Below are 15,627 nucleotides of genomic sequence, written 5' to 3'. Positions count from 1 at the left end.
TTCGAGATTCGAGATTCGAGATTCGAGATTCGAGATTCGAGATTCGAGATTCGAGTAAATAATTTAAGGGTTGGCCTAAGCGGTCAACCCTTTTTTGTAGAATGGAATGGCTCTTCGCATCCCGAAGCGCAGCGTACTCGCATCTCGGAGTGAAACGTTCCTGTTCCTTACTTCAGACATAAAAAAACCGCTGACGAATCAGCGGCTTTTAAAAACATTAGCGAGTGGCTAAGAAAGAATTATTTCTTCTTTTTCACTGCTTTCTTGTTTGGAAGGTCAGTGATTGAACCTTCGAATACTTCCGCAGCTAGACCAACAGACTCGTGTAGAGTTGGGTGAGCGTGGATAGTAAGAGCGATATCTTCTGCATCACAACCCATTTCGATTGCTAGGCCGATTTCACCAAGAAGTTCACCACCATTAGTACCAACAACAGCACCACCGATTACGCGATGAGTATCTTTATCGAAGATCATCTTAGTAACGCCGTCTGCACAGTCAGAAGCAATTGCACGACCAGAAGCAGCCCAAGGGAAAGTAGCAACTTCGTAGTTGATGCCTTCCGCTTTCGCTTCTTTCTCAGTCTTACCTACCCAAGCAACTTCTGGCTCAGTGTACGCAATTGATGGGATTACTTTAGGGTCGAAGTAGTGCTTCTTACCAGAGATAACTTCAGCAGCTACGTGACCTTCATGCACACCTTTGTGAGCAAGCATTGGTTGACCAACAACGTCACCGATCGCGTGGATGTGAGGAACGTTAGTACGCATTTGCTTATCAACATTGATGAAGCCACGCTCATCAACTTCGATACCCGCTTTTTCAGCGTCGATAAGTGCACCGTTTGGAACACGACCGATAGCAACAAGAACAGCATCGTAGCGCTCAGCTTCAGCTGGTGCTTTTTTGCCTTCCATTGAAACGTAGATACCGTCTTCTTTCGCTTCAACAGCTGTAACTTTAGTTTCAAGCATTAGCTTGAACTTGTTCTTAATGCGTTTAGTGAAAACTTTAACGATGTCTTTATCCGCAGCAGGGATAACTTGATCGAACATCTCTACAACTTCAACTTTAGAACCTAGAGAGTGGTAAACCGTACCCATCTCAAGACCAATGATACCGCCGCCCATGATAAGCAGTTTTTCAGGTACTTCGTTTAGTTCTAGTGCATCCGTAGAATCCCAAATACGTGGGTCTTCATGTGGGATGAAAGGAAGTTTGATTGGGCGAGAACCCGCAGCAATGATTGCATTGTCGAAGTTAACAGTTGTTGCTTCGCCTTCGCCTTCAACAAGAATGCTGTTAGGACCAGTGAACTTACCGAAACCGTTAACAACAGTAACGTTACGCATCTTAGCCATACCGCCAAGACCGCCAGTTAGTTGATCAACTACTTTTTCTTTCCAAATACGGATCTTGTTGATGTCCGTTTGTGGCTCGCCGAATACAACGCCGTGCTCTGCCATCGCTTTAGCTTCTTCGATTACTTTAGAAACGTGAAGAAGTGCTTTTGATGGAATACAACCAACGTTTAGACATACACCACCAAGAGTGCTGTAACGTTCAACTAGTACTGTTTCTAGACCTAAATCCGCACAACGGAATGCCGCTGAGTAACCAGCAGGACCTGAACCAAGTACAACAACTTGGGCTTTAATTTCTTTGCTCATTGTGACCTCTTGTAGTCATTATCCCTAACAGGCTGAGTAGATGTTCTTAAAATTATTGGGCTTTCAAACAGGAAACATTTTACAGAGATGTTAACAGTGTGAAAGTAGCTTTAAGTTAGCCTGTGAGCTAGACAACAATTCCCTATCAGATTATGAGAAATGCAGGAAACTGTTCTCTAAAAATAGTCTTTATATAAAGAATTAAGGTGACCCGAAAGTCACCTTAATAATTACTTTCTCAATTACAGTACTAGACGACGAATGTCAGATAGTGCGCTGTTTAGGAAAGTAATGAAGCGTGCACCTTCAGCACCATCGATCACACGGTGGTCGTATGATAGAGACAGTGGAAGCTGTAGACGTGGTTGGAACTCTTTACCATTCCAAACTGGCTTAATTTCAGACTTAGATACACCTAGGATACCTACTTCTGGAGCATTTACGATTGGAGTAAATGCAGTACCGCCAATACCACCAAGGCTAGAGATTGTGAAACAACCACCTTGCATGTCTGCCGCTGTTAGCTTACCAGAACGTGCTTTCTTAGAAACAGCCATTAGCTCTTCAGATAGCTCGTAAATGCCTTTCTTGTTCACGTCTTTGAATACAGGAACAACTAGACCGTTTGGTGTATCAACAGCGATACCCACGTTTACGTACTTCTTAAGAATGATGCTTTCGCCATCTTCAGAAAGAGAAGAGTTAAACGCTGGGAATGCTTCTAGCGCTTTAGCGACAGCTTTCATGATGAACACAAGTGGAGTGATCTTCATGCCAGTGTCTTTCTTCGCTTCGATTGCGTTCTGTTCTTTACGGAATGCTTCTAGCTCAGTGATGTCTGCGTTATCCCACTGTGTAACGTGAGGAATCATTACCCAGTTACGGTGTAGGTTAGCGCCAGAGATCTTCTTAATCTTAGAAAGCTTCTGAACTTCAGTTTCGCCGAACTTACTGAAGTCAACTTTTGGCCATGGTAGTAGACCAAGAGCAGAACCGTCGCCGCCTTTGCCAGATGCCGCTGCACCAGACTCTAGACGCTTAAGTGCATCTTTAACGTAAGACTGAACGTCTTCTTTAAGGATACGGCTCTTACGACCAGTACCTTTAACCTTAGAAAGGTTAACGCCAAATTCACGAGCTAGACGACGAACTACTGGAGAAGCGTGAGCGTAGTCACCGTTCTCTTGGAAGTCGCCAGCTGCTGCTGGAGCCGCTGCAGGTGCTTCTGCTTTAGGAGCAGCCGCTGGAGCTGCTGCTTGTGCAGGTGCTGCAACAGGAGCAGGAGCTGCGCCTTCAACTACGAAAGTCATGATTAGAGAGCCAGTAGACACTTTGTCGCCAGCTACAATCTTGATTTCTTTTACTGTACCAGCGAATGGTGCAGGAACTTCCATTGAAGCTTTGTCGCCTTCAACAGTAATTAGAGATTGCTCTTCTTCTACTGTATCGCCAACCGCTACCATGATTTCAGTAACTTCTACTTCGTCACCACCGATATCAGGAACGTTTACTTCTTTCTCAGCAGATGCTGCTGGAGCCGCTGCAACTGGTGCTGCCGCCGCAGGAGCCGGAGCTGCTGCAGGTGCTGAACCAGCCACTTCGAATACCATTACTAGAGAACCAGTAGAAACTGAATCACCAGAAGCGATCTTGATTTCTTTAACTATACCAGCGAATGGTGCAGGAACTTCCATAGAAGCCTTGTCGCCTTCAACAGTAAGAAGAGATTGCTCTTCTTCTACTGCATCACCGATTGCAACCATGATTTCAGTTACTTCAACTTCATCACCGCCGATGTCTGGTACGTGAACTTCTTTAAGCTCAGCCGCCGCTGCAGGAGCTGCAGCAACTGGTGCCGCCGCTTCAACTGCTGGCGCAGCCGGTGCTGCAGCAGCACCTTCCGCTTCGAAGATCATGATAAGAGAACCAGTAGAAACTGAATCGCCTTCAGCTACTTTGATTTCTTTAACGATACCCGCTTGAGACGCTGGAACTTCCATTGAAGCTTTGTCGCCTTCAACAGTGATCAGTGACTGCTCTTCTTCAACCTTGTCACCAACGTTTACAAGAATCTCAGTTACTTCAACCTCGTCAGCACCGATGTCTGGTACATTAATTTCGATTGTCATTGTATTTACCTACCTTAATGCCAGTCTTATGCGTATTGCGGGTTAGTTTTTTCAGTGTCGATATCGAACTTAGCAATTGCTTCAACAACTACTGATTTCTCGATGTCACCACGTTTAGCCAGTTCAGTTAGAGCTGCAACTACGATGTAGCCAGCGTTAACTTCGAAGTGACGACGTAGGTTTGCACGGCTGTCAGAGCGGCCGAAACCATCTGTACCAAGTACTTTGTAAGACTCAGTTGGCATGTACGCACGTACTTGCTCAGCGTAGTTCTTCATGTAGTCAGTCACTGCGATTGCAGGTTCTTTACCAAGAACAGTCGTGATGTACGGTACTTTCTCTTCAGCTTCTGGGTGAAGCATGTTGTCACGCTCTACCGCTTGGCCGTCACGAGTTAGTTCGTTGAACGACGTTACTGAGAATACGTCAGATGCTACGCCGTACTCTTCGCTTAGAATTTCAGCTGCTTTACGCGCTTCGTTCATGATAGTACCAGAGCTCATTAGTTGAACTTTGCCCTTAGCACCAGCGTGAGATTCAAGCTTGTAGATACCCTTACGGATGCCTTCTTCAGCGCCTTCTGGCATTGCTGGCATTGCGTAGTTCTCGTTCATTACTGTTAGGTAGTAGTAAACGTTCTCTTGCTCAGGACCGTACATGCGACGGATACCGTCTTGCATGATTACTGCTAGCTCGTAAGCGAACGTTGGGTCGTAAGAGATACAGTTAGGGATCGTGTTCGCTTGAATGTGCGAGTGACCATCTTCGTGCTGTAGACCTTCACCGTTCAGTGTTGTACGACCAGCTGTAGCACCTAGTAGGAAGCCACGAGCTTGTTGGTCACCTGCTAGCCATGCCATGTCACCAATACGTTGGAAACCGAACATTGAGTAGTAGATGTAGAACGGGATCATTGGTAGGTCGTTCGTGCTGTATGAAGTTGCAGCTGCAACCCATGAAGCCATAGAACCTAGCTCGTTGATACCTTCTTGAAGTACTTGACCAGACGTTGCTTCTTTGTAGTAAGAAACGATGCCTTTATCTTCAGGTGTGTATTCTTGACCGTGTGGGTTGTAGATACCAACCTGACGGAATAGACCTTCCATACCGAATGTACGAGCTTCATCACAGATGATAGGAACGATGTTCTTACCGATGTTTTTGTCTTTCAGTAGGATGTTTAGCGTACGTACATAAGCCATAGTTGTAGAGATATCACGCTTCTGTTCACCTAGTAGAGGTGCGAATGCGTCTAGCTCAGGAACTTTGAACTCTTGAGTGAACTTAGGCAGACGTGCTGGCGTGTAACCTTGTAGGGCTTTACGACGAGCATGTAAGTATTCGTACTCAGCAGAACCTTCTTCCAAAGTCAGGTAAGGAAGCTCAGATACTTTCTCATCAGAAAGTAGATCTTGTAGACCTAGACGGTCACGTAGGTATTGTACGTGAGTCATGTCCATCTTCTTAACACCGTGAGCGATGTTCTTACCTTCTGCAGCTTCACCCATGCCGTAACCTTTAACTGTTTTAGCTAGGATTACTGTTGGTTTGCCACCTGTCTCTTTTGCATTGTTAAATGCAGCGAACAGCTTAGAAGAATCGTGACCACCACGCTTCAGTTCGAAGATCTGGTCGTCAGTCATGTCTGCAACGAGTGCAGCTGTTTCTGGGTACTTACCAAAGAAGTGCTCACGTACGTATGCGCCATCTTTAGATTTGAATGTCTGGTAGTCACCATCGATAGTTTCGTTCATTAGTTGAAGAAGCTTACCAGTAGTGTCTTTAGCTAGTAGAGAATCCCAGTTGCTACCCCAGATAACTTTAACAACGTTCCAACCTGCACCTTTAAATAGGCCTTCAAGTTCTTGGATGATGCTACCGTTACCCATTACAGGGCCATCTAGACGCTGTAGGTTACAGTTGATTAGGAAACATAGGTTATCTAGCTTCTCACGCGCAGCGAAAGAGATAGCACCACGTGATTCTGGCTCATCCATCTCACCGTCGCCTAGGAACGCGTATACGCGTTGCGCGGAAGTATCTTTAAGACCACGGCCTTCTAGGTACTTAAGGAAACGAGCTTGGTAGATCGCAGAGATCGGACCTAGACCCATAGATACTGTAGGGAACTGCCAGAACTCAGGCATCAGTTTAGGGTGCGGGTAAGAAGGGATACCTTTACCATCAACTTCTTGACGGAAGTTATCTAGCTGCTCTTCAGTTAGACGACCTTCAACGAATGCACGAGAGTAGATACCTGGAGAGATGTGACCTTGGTAGTAAACTAGATCGCCACCGTCAGTCTCGTTTGGAGCACGGAAGAAGTGGTTGAAACATACTTCGTAGAACGCTGCTGCTGACTGGTAAGAAGCCATGTGACCACCAAGGTCTAGGTCTTTCTTAGAAGCGCGCAATACGATCATGATTGCGTTCCAGCGAATAATCGAACGAATACGACGCTCAAGAGTTACGTCACCAGGGTAAGCTGGCTCTTGTGCTGCTGGAATTGTGTTGATGTAGTTTGTGTTGATGCCTGTAGCCATATCAACACCATCTAAACGCGCTTTATCTAGAACTTGTTCTAGTAAAAACTGTGCACGTTCTACACCTTCTTCACGTACTACTGACTCAAGAGCTTCTAACCAATCTTGAGTTTCCAGAGCATCAACGTCATGCTTCATGTCAGACATGGCGATCTATCCTTTTTGTTAGTTGGATTCTACTAAACACGTAAAAAGCCGAAGTATTACGGCTATTTACCCTGTTGAATTCGACGTAAAGAACGTTCGCGGCGCGATTCTTCTTTGGTCAAATCCAGCAATGTTTCTTCGATATAAGCTAAATGAGAGTGTGACATTTCACGCGCCTGTTCTGGCTGTCCTGAAACGATCGCATCTACAATGTTAGCTCGATGTATACTCACTTTCTCCACAACGTCTTTACGACGATGCAACAGCTTTAAATTCTCTAAGACGTTTTGTTCGAGTAACGGAGCCAAACTACGAACAATGTGTAATAACACCACATTGTGCGCGGCCTCTGTTAAAGCAATAAGAAAAGCCATCACCGCTGCTGATTCGGCTTCAATATCACCTTTATCTTGCGCGCCATGAATCTTTTCTTGGCATGCTTGAATACGAGCAAAGTCTTCATCAGTGCCACGCAATGCCGCGAAGTAAGCCGAAATCCCTTCCATCGCGTGACGCGATTCCAACAAGTCTAGTTGGGTTTCAGAATGGGAGGACAACAAATTAAGCAAAGGATCTGAAAAGCTTTTCCAGATATTTTCGCTAACAAACGTCCCCCCACCTTGACGGCGAGTAAGCAAGCGTTTTGCTTCTAAACGTTGTATCGCTTCTCGGATTGAAGGACGAGACACATCGAACTGTTTCGCCAGTTCGCGCTCAGGCGGCAGCTGCTGCCCAGGAGCCAGTGTTCCTTCCACTATCAACCTTTCTAACTCTTGTTCGATAACATCGGAGAGTTTTGGCTGACGAATCCTTTGATAAGCCATAGTTTGTTGTTCTTCTTTTTCTTCGCTGACAATTGGTAATACCAATTTTAAGTTGGGCAGAAATTAACATAATTAAAACGCTACTGTCCAGTGTAAAATTGACCTGCATCATAGAATGCAGGGTGAATTAACCGTGACTTAACAAATGAAATTTAAAACGGCAACCAAATTGGTCTTACCATTTACAGGGCTAATACTTTTGGGGAGGTTTCGTGCTAGAAAATTTCAGGATAAAAATGAATTGTTTCAGAAAGATTAGTGTCACTTGTTTAAAAATCAAACCAAACGCACATTTAGGATGGAAATCCTGTTCATAACCTTTAACAAATGGGCGTTTGATAAGCTCGTCACACTCTTGGTTTATTGCTGCTCTTCCCTCCACCACTTTCTTTACATAGCAACAACAAAAATTCACAAGTGGTTATGCTAAACGTTGATTAAGCAAGGCTCTGTAATTGGTAGAGCCATGAAGAAGGTGAGGAATTAGAAGCGCAATTTGCCTTTAAATTTTGTCCAGTCGAAGACCAAACCTGGGTCTGTTTTGCGTAAAGGTGCTATGTATTGATGGCCAGTGATACGTTCATTAGTGATCTGAGGAAAGCTTGATACCAGTTTTTCCGTTAGCTCAGTCAAGGCTTGATACTGCTGCTCTGTATAGGCGACAAAGTCACTACCTTCCAGTTCAATACCAATCGAGTAATCATTACACCGCTCTCTACCTGCAAAGCTCGACTGACCGGCATGCCAAGCACGGTCAAGAAACGAAACAAACTGAACAACCTCACCATCACGACGAATTAAGCAGTGTGCTGATACGCCCATTTGGTGAATCACCTTAAAAAATGGGTGTGCTGACGGGTCTAGATTACCTGTAAAAAACTGTTCGATGTAAGGCCCACCAAATTGACCCGGAGGCAAACTAATATTGTGAACCACCAGCAGAGAGATATCATCGACACTTGGTCTTGTATCAAAATATGGGGAAGGAACATGCCGAGCGTTGTCGTACCATCCATTGGAGCAGATCGTCATCTTGGTCTCACTTTCTTTTTTGCCAGCACATAGATTGTGACCTTGCCCATAGAGCAGTCGCGCTAGCCTCTTTAATTTGAAGTTAAGCAAGAGTATCATTCCATTCCCACTCCCTTTCAAGATTAGATTTGCGATGAAAAACACACATAACAGCCACCAACGCCTTGACTACTTAAAACAGCAACTGCCTCTAGAGATCACTCGTGCAGTCGCTGAGACCATCAAAGAAGATCTAGGTGGAACGTTAGATCCAGCGGCTGATATTACGGCAAGTCTAATCCCTGCAGACGCAGTCAACAGTGCCACCATCATTACCCGTGAGCACGGCGTGTTCTGTGGTAAAGCTTGGGCTGATGAAGTGTTTAAGCAACTGGGCGGTGAAGTGACTATCGAGTGGAACGTCGAAGATGGCGACAAGGTTGAAGCAAACCAAACGCTTTGCACACTAACAGGCCCAGCACGCGCGTTATTAACGGGTGAGCGTAACGCAATGAACTTCATTCAAACACTGTCTGGTTGTGCGACGGCAACAGCTATCTACGCAGACAAAATCAAACACACAGAGTGCCGTCTGTTAGATACTCGTAAAACTATCCCTGGTCTACGTAGTGCACTAAAATACGCTGTAGCGTGTGGCGGTGGCTTCAACCACCGTATCGGTGTTTTCGACGCTTACCTAATCAAAGAAAACCACATCATCGCTTGTGGTGGCATTGAGAAAGCTATCTCTACAGCAAAAGAGCTAAACCCTGGTAAACCTGTGGAAGTAGAAACGGAAAGCCTAGCAGAACTAGAGCAAGCGATCAGCGCTGGCGCAGACATCATCATGCTAGACAACTTCACCACAGATATGATGCGTGAAGCAGTTAAAATCAACGCTGGACGTGCAGCACTAGAAAACTCTGGTAACGTGACGCTAGATACCATCGCTGAGTTCGCTGAAACGGGTGTTGATTACATCTCGGTAGGCGCACTAACTAAGCACCTAAAAGCAATGGATCTATCAATGAGATTCAAAGCGTAATTGACTGAATAATAATTAATTTCTGTAAAGGCACTGTTTATAACGGTGCCTTTTTATTGCCTGAATCATCAGTATTTCAAGCAGTTATTTAAGCTGATCGCATAAATTTGCGCGCTATATGAAACACAACACCAATAAATACCAAACCACTCGCGACCACACCTGAACACCATTCCACAGCCCCACCTCAACTTCTATTCTTTCCATCAACCAGTGCCTGCACTGAAACAAACTAAAGAATGGAATTAGACAATGAATAACAAGAACAAAAGAACGAACCAAAAAGGCTTTACGCTGATTGAATTGATGATTGTGGTGGCGATTATTGGGGTGTTATCTGCGATTGCTGTGCCTGCGTACCAAGATTACTCAGCTAAAGGGGCGCTAGGTTCAGCGCTAGCGACATCAACAGCACTAAAAACGCCAGTAGAGCAACATATAGTGGAGAATGGAAGTTTTCCGGCATCAGCAAGTATTGCGATACCTAGCTTTTCACTGGGTACCATAAACGTCGCAGCAAGCGGAGCTACAGGATCAAATGGTAGCATTACCGTAACCCTAACTAGTACTTCCGCAAATGGTGGCATTGTTACTTGGACACGAGAGGATGGTTTGTGGGAGTGCGGTATTTCAGGGACAACCTTTACCCTACAAGGTTGTGGTTAGTGCTAACCAACCTTCCAACCGTTCTATGTCAGGCTGATTTACTTAGCCTGACTCAGGAACAAGCCGTTGCGGAACATATACATGCTTCGGGTATTTCGACACCTGAAGCTTTACTCGTTCTGGATTTTTTCACTAGCGAGAGTCTCGCACATAACATTCAGGCCATCTTCGGTCTGCCATTGGTGCAACTCGCCAATGTTGATTATGAAATCTTATGTGACCAATTAGGGCTTCGTGAACTGATCACCAAGTATCGTGCGATACCGATTTCAGTCTCTAATTCTACTCTAACACTCGCCTCAGCCGACCCGACCGATTTACAAGCCGAAGATGATTTCCGATTCGCGACGGGATTACAGATTGAATTAGTTGTCGCTAACTACTCTGAATTAGAAGGCGCAATACGCAAGTTGTATGGCCGCTCTATTTCCGGGCAAGGTTCGAAACGCAAAGAGATCACTCAAGATGAACTCGCCAATCTTGTTGAAGTCTCTGACGACGAGATAGCGTCGATTGAAGACCTCAGCCAGGACGACTCCCCCGTTAGCCGGTTTATCAATCAGATACTGGTTGATGCGGTACGCAAAGGTGCATCAGATATCCACTTCGAACCTTATGAAGAGCACTACCGAGTACGCCTGCGTTGTGATGGCATCCTTGTCGAGATTCAACAGCCAGCCTCCCACTTAAGTCGCCGTTTATCAGCCCGTTTAAAGATTCTCGCCAAGCTTGATATTGCTGAACGTCGCTTGCCACAAGATGGACGAATTAAGCTCCGTTTGAATGATGAACTCGCGATAGATATGCGCGTCTCAACATTGCCGACCTTGTGGGGTGAGAAAATTGTACTGAGGCTACTCGATAGCAGCGCAGCTAATCTCGATATCGATAAGCTCGGTTACAGCGACGATCAAAAAGCACTCTATCTCAATGCCCTGAAACGCCCACAAGGGATGATCTTAATGACAGGGCCAACTGGCAGCGGAAAAACCGTGTCGCTTTATACTGGGCTTCGAGTACTGAACACCACAGAACGCAATATTTCAACAGCTGAAGACCCTGTTGAAATTAACCTATGTGGTATCAATCAGGTACAAGTGACACCTAAGATCGGCTTTGGGTTTGCTGAGGCGCTGCGATCATTTTTACGACAAGATCCTGATGTGGTGATGGTGGGAGAGATCCGCGACTTGGAAACGGCAGAGATCGCGATCAAAGCATCGCAAACCGGTCACTTAGTGCTTTCAACACTGCACACTAACTCCGCCGCAGAAACCGTCACTCGACTCGCTCACATGGGGATTGAACCCTTTAATCTTGCTTCGTCCTTAAGCTTGATCATTGCTCAACGTCTTACGAGACGCTTATGTGACCACTGCAAAGAAACTGACGATTCACCGGACATATTTCTGCGTCACTCGATTCCTAACAGCCAAACCATCTACAAAGCTAACACTCAAGGTTGTAATGAGTGTAATCAAGGATACTCAGGTCGCGTTGGTATCTACGAAGTAATGCCTTTTACCGACAAACTCAAGACAAGTCTTATCAGTCAACCCAATGCGCTGGCGATTGAAGATCTCGCGCGCCGAGAAGGCATGCGAACATTGCAAGAGTCAGGTCTGGATAAACTGCTTGAAGGCACCACCAGCTACCAAGAACTGCAACGTGTTCTGTACCTATAACCCAATGGAGCACCAATGAGTAGCAAGTCCAAACAATCACAACTAAAAAGCTATCACTGGAAAGGCATTAATAGTTCCGGCAAGAAAGTGTCTGGGCAGACCTTAGCGCTCACCGAATTGGAAGTACGAGAAAAGCTCAAAGAGCAGCACATTCAGATTAAGAAAATCAAAAAGAAAAGTATTTCAGCCGTCACTCGTTTAACCCATAGAGTCAAAGCCAAAGACATCACTATTTTGACTAGGCAGCTAGCGACCATGCTGGCTACGGGGGTGCCTATCGTGCAAGCCATCAAGTTGGTATCAGACAACCACCGTAAAGCTGAAATGAAATCGATTTTATCGCACATCTGCAAAGGCGTAGAAGCCGGAACGCCAATCTCAAAAGCGATGCGAACCGCAAGCCGTCACTTTGATGACCTCTATACTGACTTGGTCGCGACAGGCGAACTTTCTGGCAATCTCGCACAAGTGTTCGAGCGCTTAGCGAACTATAGAGAAAAGAGTGAGCAATTAAAATCCAAAGTCGTCAAAGCACTGATTTACCCTGCCATGGTGGTCACCGTTGCACTGACTGTTTCTTATCTAATGCTGACCGTGGTGATTCCGGAGTTTGAATCGATGTTTTCAGGCTTTGGTGCCGACCTGCCTTGGTTTACTCAACAAGTACTCTACCTTTCCCATTGGATGCAGGCTTACAGTTTTTATACGGCTGTAGGCATCGGGCTTGTTGTCCTGATTATTTACCAACTGTGTCAACGTTCCCACTCGATCAGACTGTCTGTCAGTCGGCTAGGATTACGTTTCCCTGTTCTTGGTGGCGTATTAGCCAAAGCCTCTATTGCCAAATTTAGCCGAACCTTATCGACAAGCTTTAGTTCTGGCATTCCGATTTTAATGAGCCTAAAAACCACAGCCAAAACCGCAGGCAACCTGCATTATGAGTCGGCGATCATTGAAGTTCACCGAGAAACGGCTGCTGGCATGCCGATGTATATCGCAATGCGCAATACCAATGCCTTCCCCGAAATGGTGTTACAGATGGTGATGATTGGCGAAGAGTCTGGCAACCTTGATGATATGCTCAATAAAGTAGCCTCGATTTACGAGTTTGAAGTAGACAACACCGTCGACAATTTAGGCAAGATTCTAGAGCCACTGATCATTGTGTTTCTAGGCACAGTGGTTGGCGGACTTGTGGTTGCGATGTACTTACCGATCTTTAATCTTATGAGTGTGTTAGGATAGTTAAAAGCAACTAAACACCCATGAGCAGCAATCTCTGCTCACCTTGATTAAGTGGTAAAGGACACTATGGAAGTATTTCACTACTATCCTTGGCTATTCCCCGTATTAGCTTTCATTTTTAGCCTTCTTATCGGCAGTTTCCTCAACGTAGTCATACATCGTTTACCGATAATGATGGAACGAGAGTGGCAACAAGAGTGCTCGGAATATTTCTCTCAATATAAGATTCCAGCACCAGAGGGAAAGTTTAATCTCAGCATTCCTCGTTCAACCTGCCCTAAATGCAAAACCCAATTAAGAATCGTCGACAATATTCCAGTCTTAAGCTGGTTGTTTTTAAAGGGTAAGTGCCATAGCTGTGCTAATCCAATCAGTGCTCGCTACCCTTTGGTCGAACTGCTTACCGCAATACTTTGCACAATGGTTGCTAGCCACTTTGGTTTCAGTTACTACGCCATTGCTTTGATTTTTTTCACCTTCGCACTGATTACTGCGACCTTTATCGATCTCGATACCATGCTGTTACCCGATCAAATCACCTTGCCTTTGGTATGGTCTGGTATCGCATTAGCTCTGTTTAATATCAGCCCTGTATCACTTCAAGACTCAGTTGTAGGTGCAATGGCTGGCTACCTCGCTTTATGGTCTGTTTATTGGCTGTTCAAACTGCTAACAGGTAAAGAAGGCATGGGTTACGGTGACTTCAAACTCCTAGCTGCACTTGGTGCATGGCTTGGTTGGCAGCACCTACCGATGATCATCCTTTTATCTTCGCTGGTTGGCCTTGTGTTTGGTTTAATTCAACTTCGCCTGAAACAGCAAGGCATCGATAAAGCCTTTCCATTTGGCCCTTACCTTGCAATTGCGGGTTGGGTAAGCTTAATGTGGGGTAACGACATCATGGGTTGGTATTTCACTTCTGTACTAGGAATTTAACCATGGCAATCATTATCGGATTAAGCGGTGGTATCGCCAGTGGCAAAACCACGGTCGCTAACCTGTTCAATGAGCATTTTAATATTGATATTGTTGATGCTGATATCGTGGCACGTGAAGTGGTCGCACTGGGCAGTGACGGCTTAAAACAGATTACAGAACATTTTGGTGAGTCTATCTTGCTTGAAGATGGAACACTCAACCGAAGTAGGTTACGTGAGCTGATCTTCTCGAATCCAAAAGAGAAGCAATGGCTCAATGATCTTCTTCATCCCATGATCCGTGAGAAAATTGACAGTGACTTGTCTAAAATCACATCCCCGTATGGTTTATTAGTCGCACCGCTATTGGTTGAAAACCAAATGCAAGGCATGACCGATCGCGTATTAATCGTTGATGTGCCAGCAGAAGTGCAAATAGAACGAACGATGAGTCGTGATAATGTTTCTAGGGAACAAGTTGCATCAATTTTAAAATCACAGGCTTCAAGAGAACAACGCTTAGCAGTTGCAGATGACGTGATTAAAAACCATACTAAAAACCAAGAACTTTTGCCTCAAATCACAGATTTACATCAAAAGTATCTGGCAATCAGTACAGTAGATGGGTCAGAATAGAACAATGTTGAATGAAGGTTTGCTCGATGATCACCCATAAATTTGAACATCCTCTAAATGAGAAAACACGCATCTACTTAAGAGTTGAATCACTCTTGAGGCAGCTACACTTGTCTTCTACATTTTCCGATGCTCAACAGTATCAACTCTTTTTCCGTTCCATCTTTGATCTGATTGAAATCTTCGAACAGATCCAACTCAAGAGCGAACTCGCAAAAGATATTGAGAAACAACGTGTAACCTACAAAAGCTGGTTAGATGTTGAAGGTGTCGATCAAGAAATGCTGACATCGCTGCTCAATGACATTGGTAATATCTATCGTGATCTGATGCAGGCAGAGCGTTTTGGGCAATCACTTAAAGAAGACCGCTTTCTGAGTGCGATTCGCCAACGTTTTAATCTTCCAGGTGGCTCATGCTGCTTTGATTTACCCGCACTGCATTATTGGCTGCACCTTCCTCTCGATAAGAGAATGAGAGATGCTAAAGCTTGGATGGATAGCCTACAGCCTCTGTATGAAGCGCTAACACTGTGGTTGAAGCTCACCAGAGAGACTGGCCACTTTAAAGAGCAAATCGCTCGTGCTGGCTTCTTCCAGAGCGATGCCGATGAAGCGAATATCCTTCGCCTTTCTATTCCAATGCAATACGGTGCCTACCCGATGATCTCGGGTCACAAAAACCGTTTTGCTGTTAAGTTCATGAGCTTTGAAACTGGGCAAGCCTGTACTCAAGACATCGAATTTGAATTGGCTGTCTGCAGCTAATTAATTTCCTTTTATAGTTTGGCTTGAGCCTTCACTCGAGCCTAAACTCTTTCTTACAATACCCTCTAATTAAGAATCACTATGTCGAAAAAAATCACCATCGTTAAATGCCCTCAATGTAATGCCGACGTTGAATGGGGCGAACAAAGCCCACACCGCCCGTTTTGCAGTAAGCAATGTCAGATGATTGATTTCGGTGAATGGGCAGACGAAGAGAACAGCATTGCTGGCGCACCAGACATGTCAGATAGCGATGGTTGGTCGGAAGATCCGCACTAAGCGAGTAACGAGTAACGAGTAACGAGTAACGAGTAACGAGTAACGAGTAACGAGTAACGAGTA

12 protein-coding genes and 1 pseudogene are annotated in these 15,627 nt (G+C 45.1%); 8 read left to right on the top strand and 5 right to left on the bottom strand.

Annotation, left to right across the window (positions count from 1 at the left end; translation table 11 throughout):
• Positions 1-239: 239 nt before the first annotated feature.
• From lpdA to ampD, 5 genes and pseudogenes are all read right to left on the bottom strand, one after another.
• Positions 240-1,670, bottom strand: a complete 1,431-nt coding sequence (lpdA, locus tag ACED45_RS22420) for a dihydrolipoyl dehydrogenase (protein ID WP_017059440.1) — start codon at positions 1,668-1,670, stop codon at positions 240-242.
• A gap of 242 nt (positions 1,671-1,912) precedes the next feature.
• Positions 1,913-3,799 (bottom strand): pyruvate dehydrogenase complex dihydrolipoyllysine-residue acetyltransferase, encoded by a 1,887-nt coding sequence (gene aceF, locus ACED45_RS22415; RefSeq protein ID WP_371715048.1) that lies wholly within the window; start codon positions 3,797-3,799, stop codon positions 1,913-1,915.
• 26 nt (positions 3,800-3,825) lie between these two features.
• Positions 3,826-6,489, bottom strand: coding sequence for a pyruvate dehydrogenase (acetyl-transferring), homodimeric type (gene aceE, locus ACED45_RS22410; RefSeq protein ID WP_086711966.1), 2,664 nt, complete (start codon positions 6,487-6,489; stop codon positions 3,826-3,828).
• Between the two features lie 62 nt (positions 6,490-6,551).
• Positions 6,552-7,313 carry a pyruvate dehydrogenase complex transcriptional repressor PdhR gene (gene pdhR, locus ACED45_RS22405; protein WP_016768209.1) on the bottom strand — a complete coding sequence of 254 codons (762 nt, stop codon included), beginning with the start codon at positions 7,311-7,313 and terminating at the stop codon, positions 6,552-6,554.
• Positions 7,314-7,796: 483 nt separating this feature from the next.
• Positions 7,797-8,395 (bottom strand): annotated as a pseudogene (gene ampD / locus ACED45_RS22400) (1,6-anhydro-N-acetylmuramyl-L-alanine amidase AmpD).
• An 83-nt stretch (positions 8,396-8,478) separates the two neighbouring features.
• On the opposite strand from ampD, the gene nadC reads away from it, so the two are divergent.
• The 8 genes from nadC (at position 8,479) to yacG (ending at position 15,564) form a co-directional block, all read left to right on the top strand.
• On the top strand, positions 8,479-9,369 hold the full coding sequence (gene nadC, locus ACED45_RS22395) for a carboxylating nicotinate-nucleotide diphosphorylase (protein WP_371715047.1): 891 nt from the start codon (positions 8,479-8,481) through the stop codon (positions 9,367-9,369).
• 252 nt (positions 9,370-9,621) lie between these two features.
• Positions 9,622-10,035: a pilin gene (locus ACED45_RS22390; protein WP_076678249.1), complete on the top strand. Its 414-nt coding sequence runs from the start codon at positions 9,622-9,624 to the stop codon at positions 10,033-10,035.
• Positions 10,035-11,720 carry a type IV-A pilus assembly ATPase PilB gene (gene pilB, locus ACED45_RS22385; protein ID WP_371715046.1) on the top strand — a complete coding sequence of 562 codons (1,686 nt, stop codon included), beginning with the start codon at positions 10,035-10,037 and terminating at the stop codon, positions 11,718-11,720. The genes ACED45_RS22390 and pilB overlap by 1 nt, the downstream gene beginning before the upstream one ends.
• A gap of 15 nt (positions 11,721-11,735) precedes the next feature.
• Entirely contained in the window at positions 11,736-12,965 is a 1,230-nt protein-coding gene (locus ACED45_RS22380; protein ID WP_371715045.1) for a type II secretion system F family protein, read from the top strand.
• A gap of 66 nt (positions 12,966-13,031) precedes the next feature.
• Positions 13,032-13,901 (top strand): prepilin peptidase, encoded by an 870-nt coding sequence (locus ACED45_RS22375; protein WP_017058945.1) that lies wholly within the window; start codon positions 13,032-13,034, stop codon positions 13,899-13,901.
• 2 nt (positions 13,902-13,903) lie between these two features.
• Complete coding sequence (coaE, locus tag ACED45_RS22370; protein WP_136985295.1) at positions 13,904-14,518, top strand: dephospho-CoA kinase; 615 nt, start codon at positions 13,904-13,906, stop codon at positions 14,516-14,518.
• 26 nt (positions 14,519-14,544) lie between these two features.
• Positions 14,545-15,285, top strand: coding sequence for a cell division protein ZapD (gene zapD, locus ACED45_RS22365; protein WP_102331921.1), 741 nt, complete (start codon positions 14,545-14,547; stop codon positions 15,283-15,285).
• Between the two features lie 81 nt (positions 15,286-15,366).
• A complete protein-coding gene (gene yacG / locus ACED45_RS22360) occupies positions 15,367-15,564 on the top strand; it encodes a DNA gyrase inhibitor YacG (RefSeq protein WP_004735515.1) in 198 nt (65 codons plus the stop codon).
• Positions 15,565-15,627 lie beyond the last annotated feature (63 nt).

The organism is Vibrio crassostreae (assembly GCF_041439375.1).
In the GTDB taxonomy this organism is placed as follows: Bacteria; Pseudomonadota; Gammaproteobacteria; order Enterobacterales; family Vibrionaceae; genus Vibrio; species Vibrio crassostreae_D.
The sequence above is the reverse complement of the archived record's forward strand: the minus strand, read 5'-3'. Positions and strand labels throughout refer to the sequence as shown.

What these genes read in the sequence shown, in the direction of transcription:
- nadC (WP_371715047.1), top strand. Translation starts at nt 8,479, where the DNA reads ATGAAAAACACACATAACAGCCACCAACGCCTTGACTACTTAAAACAG.
- ACED45_RS22380 (WP_371715045.1), top strand. Translation starts at nt 11,736, where the DNA reads ATGAGTAGCAAGTCCAAACAATCACAACTAAAAAGCTATCACTGGAAA.
- zapD (WP_102331921.1), top strand. Translation starts at nt 14,545, where the DNA reads ATGATCACCCATAAATTTGAACATCCTCTAAATGAGAAAACACGCATC.
- aceE (WP_086711966.1), bottom strand. Translation starts at nt 6,489, where the DNA reads ATGTCTGACATGAAGCATGACGTTGATGCTCTGGAAACTCAAGATTGG.
- coaE (WP_136985295.1), top strand. Translation starts at nt 13,904, where the DNA reads ATGGCAATCATTATCGGATTAAGCGGTGGTATCGCCAGTGGCAAAACC.
- ACED45_RS22375 (WP_017058945.1), top strand. Translation starts at nt 13,032, where the DNA reads ATGGAAGTATTTCACTACTATCCTTGGCTATTCCCCGTATTAGCTTTC.
- lpdA (WP_017059440.1), bottom strand. Translation starts at nt 1,670, where the DNA reads ATGAGCAAAGAAATTAAAGCCCAAGTTGTTGTACTTGGTTCAGGTCCT.
- yacG (WP_004735515.1), top strand. Translation starts at nt 15,367, where the DNA reads ATGTCGAAAAAAATCACCATCGTTAAATGCCCTCAATGTAATGCCGAC.
- ACED45_RS22390 (WP_076678249.1), top strand. Translation starts at nt 9,622, where the DNA reads ATGAATAACAAGAACAAAAGAACGAACCAAAAAGGCTTTACGCTGATT.
- pdhR (WP_016768209.1), bottom strand. Translation starts at nt 7,313, where the DNA reads ATGGCTTATCAAAGGATTCGTCAGCCAAAACTCTCCGATGTTATCGAA.
- aceF (WP_371715048.1), bottom strand. Translation starts at nt 3,799, where the DNA reads ATGACAATCGAAATTAATGTACCAGACATCGGTGCTGACGAGGTTGAA.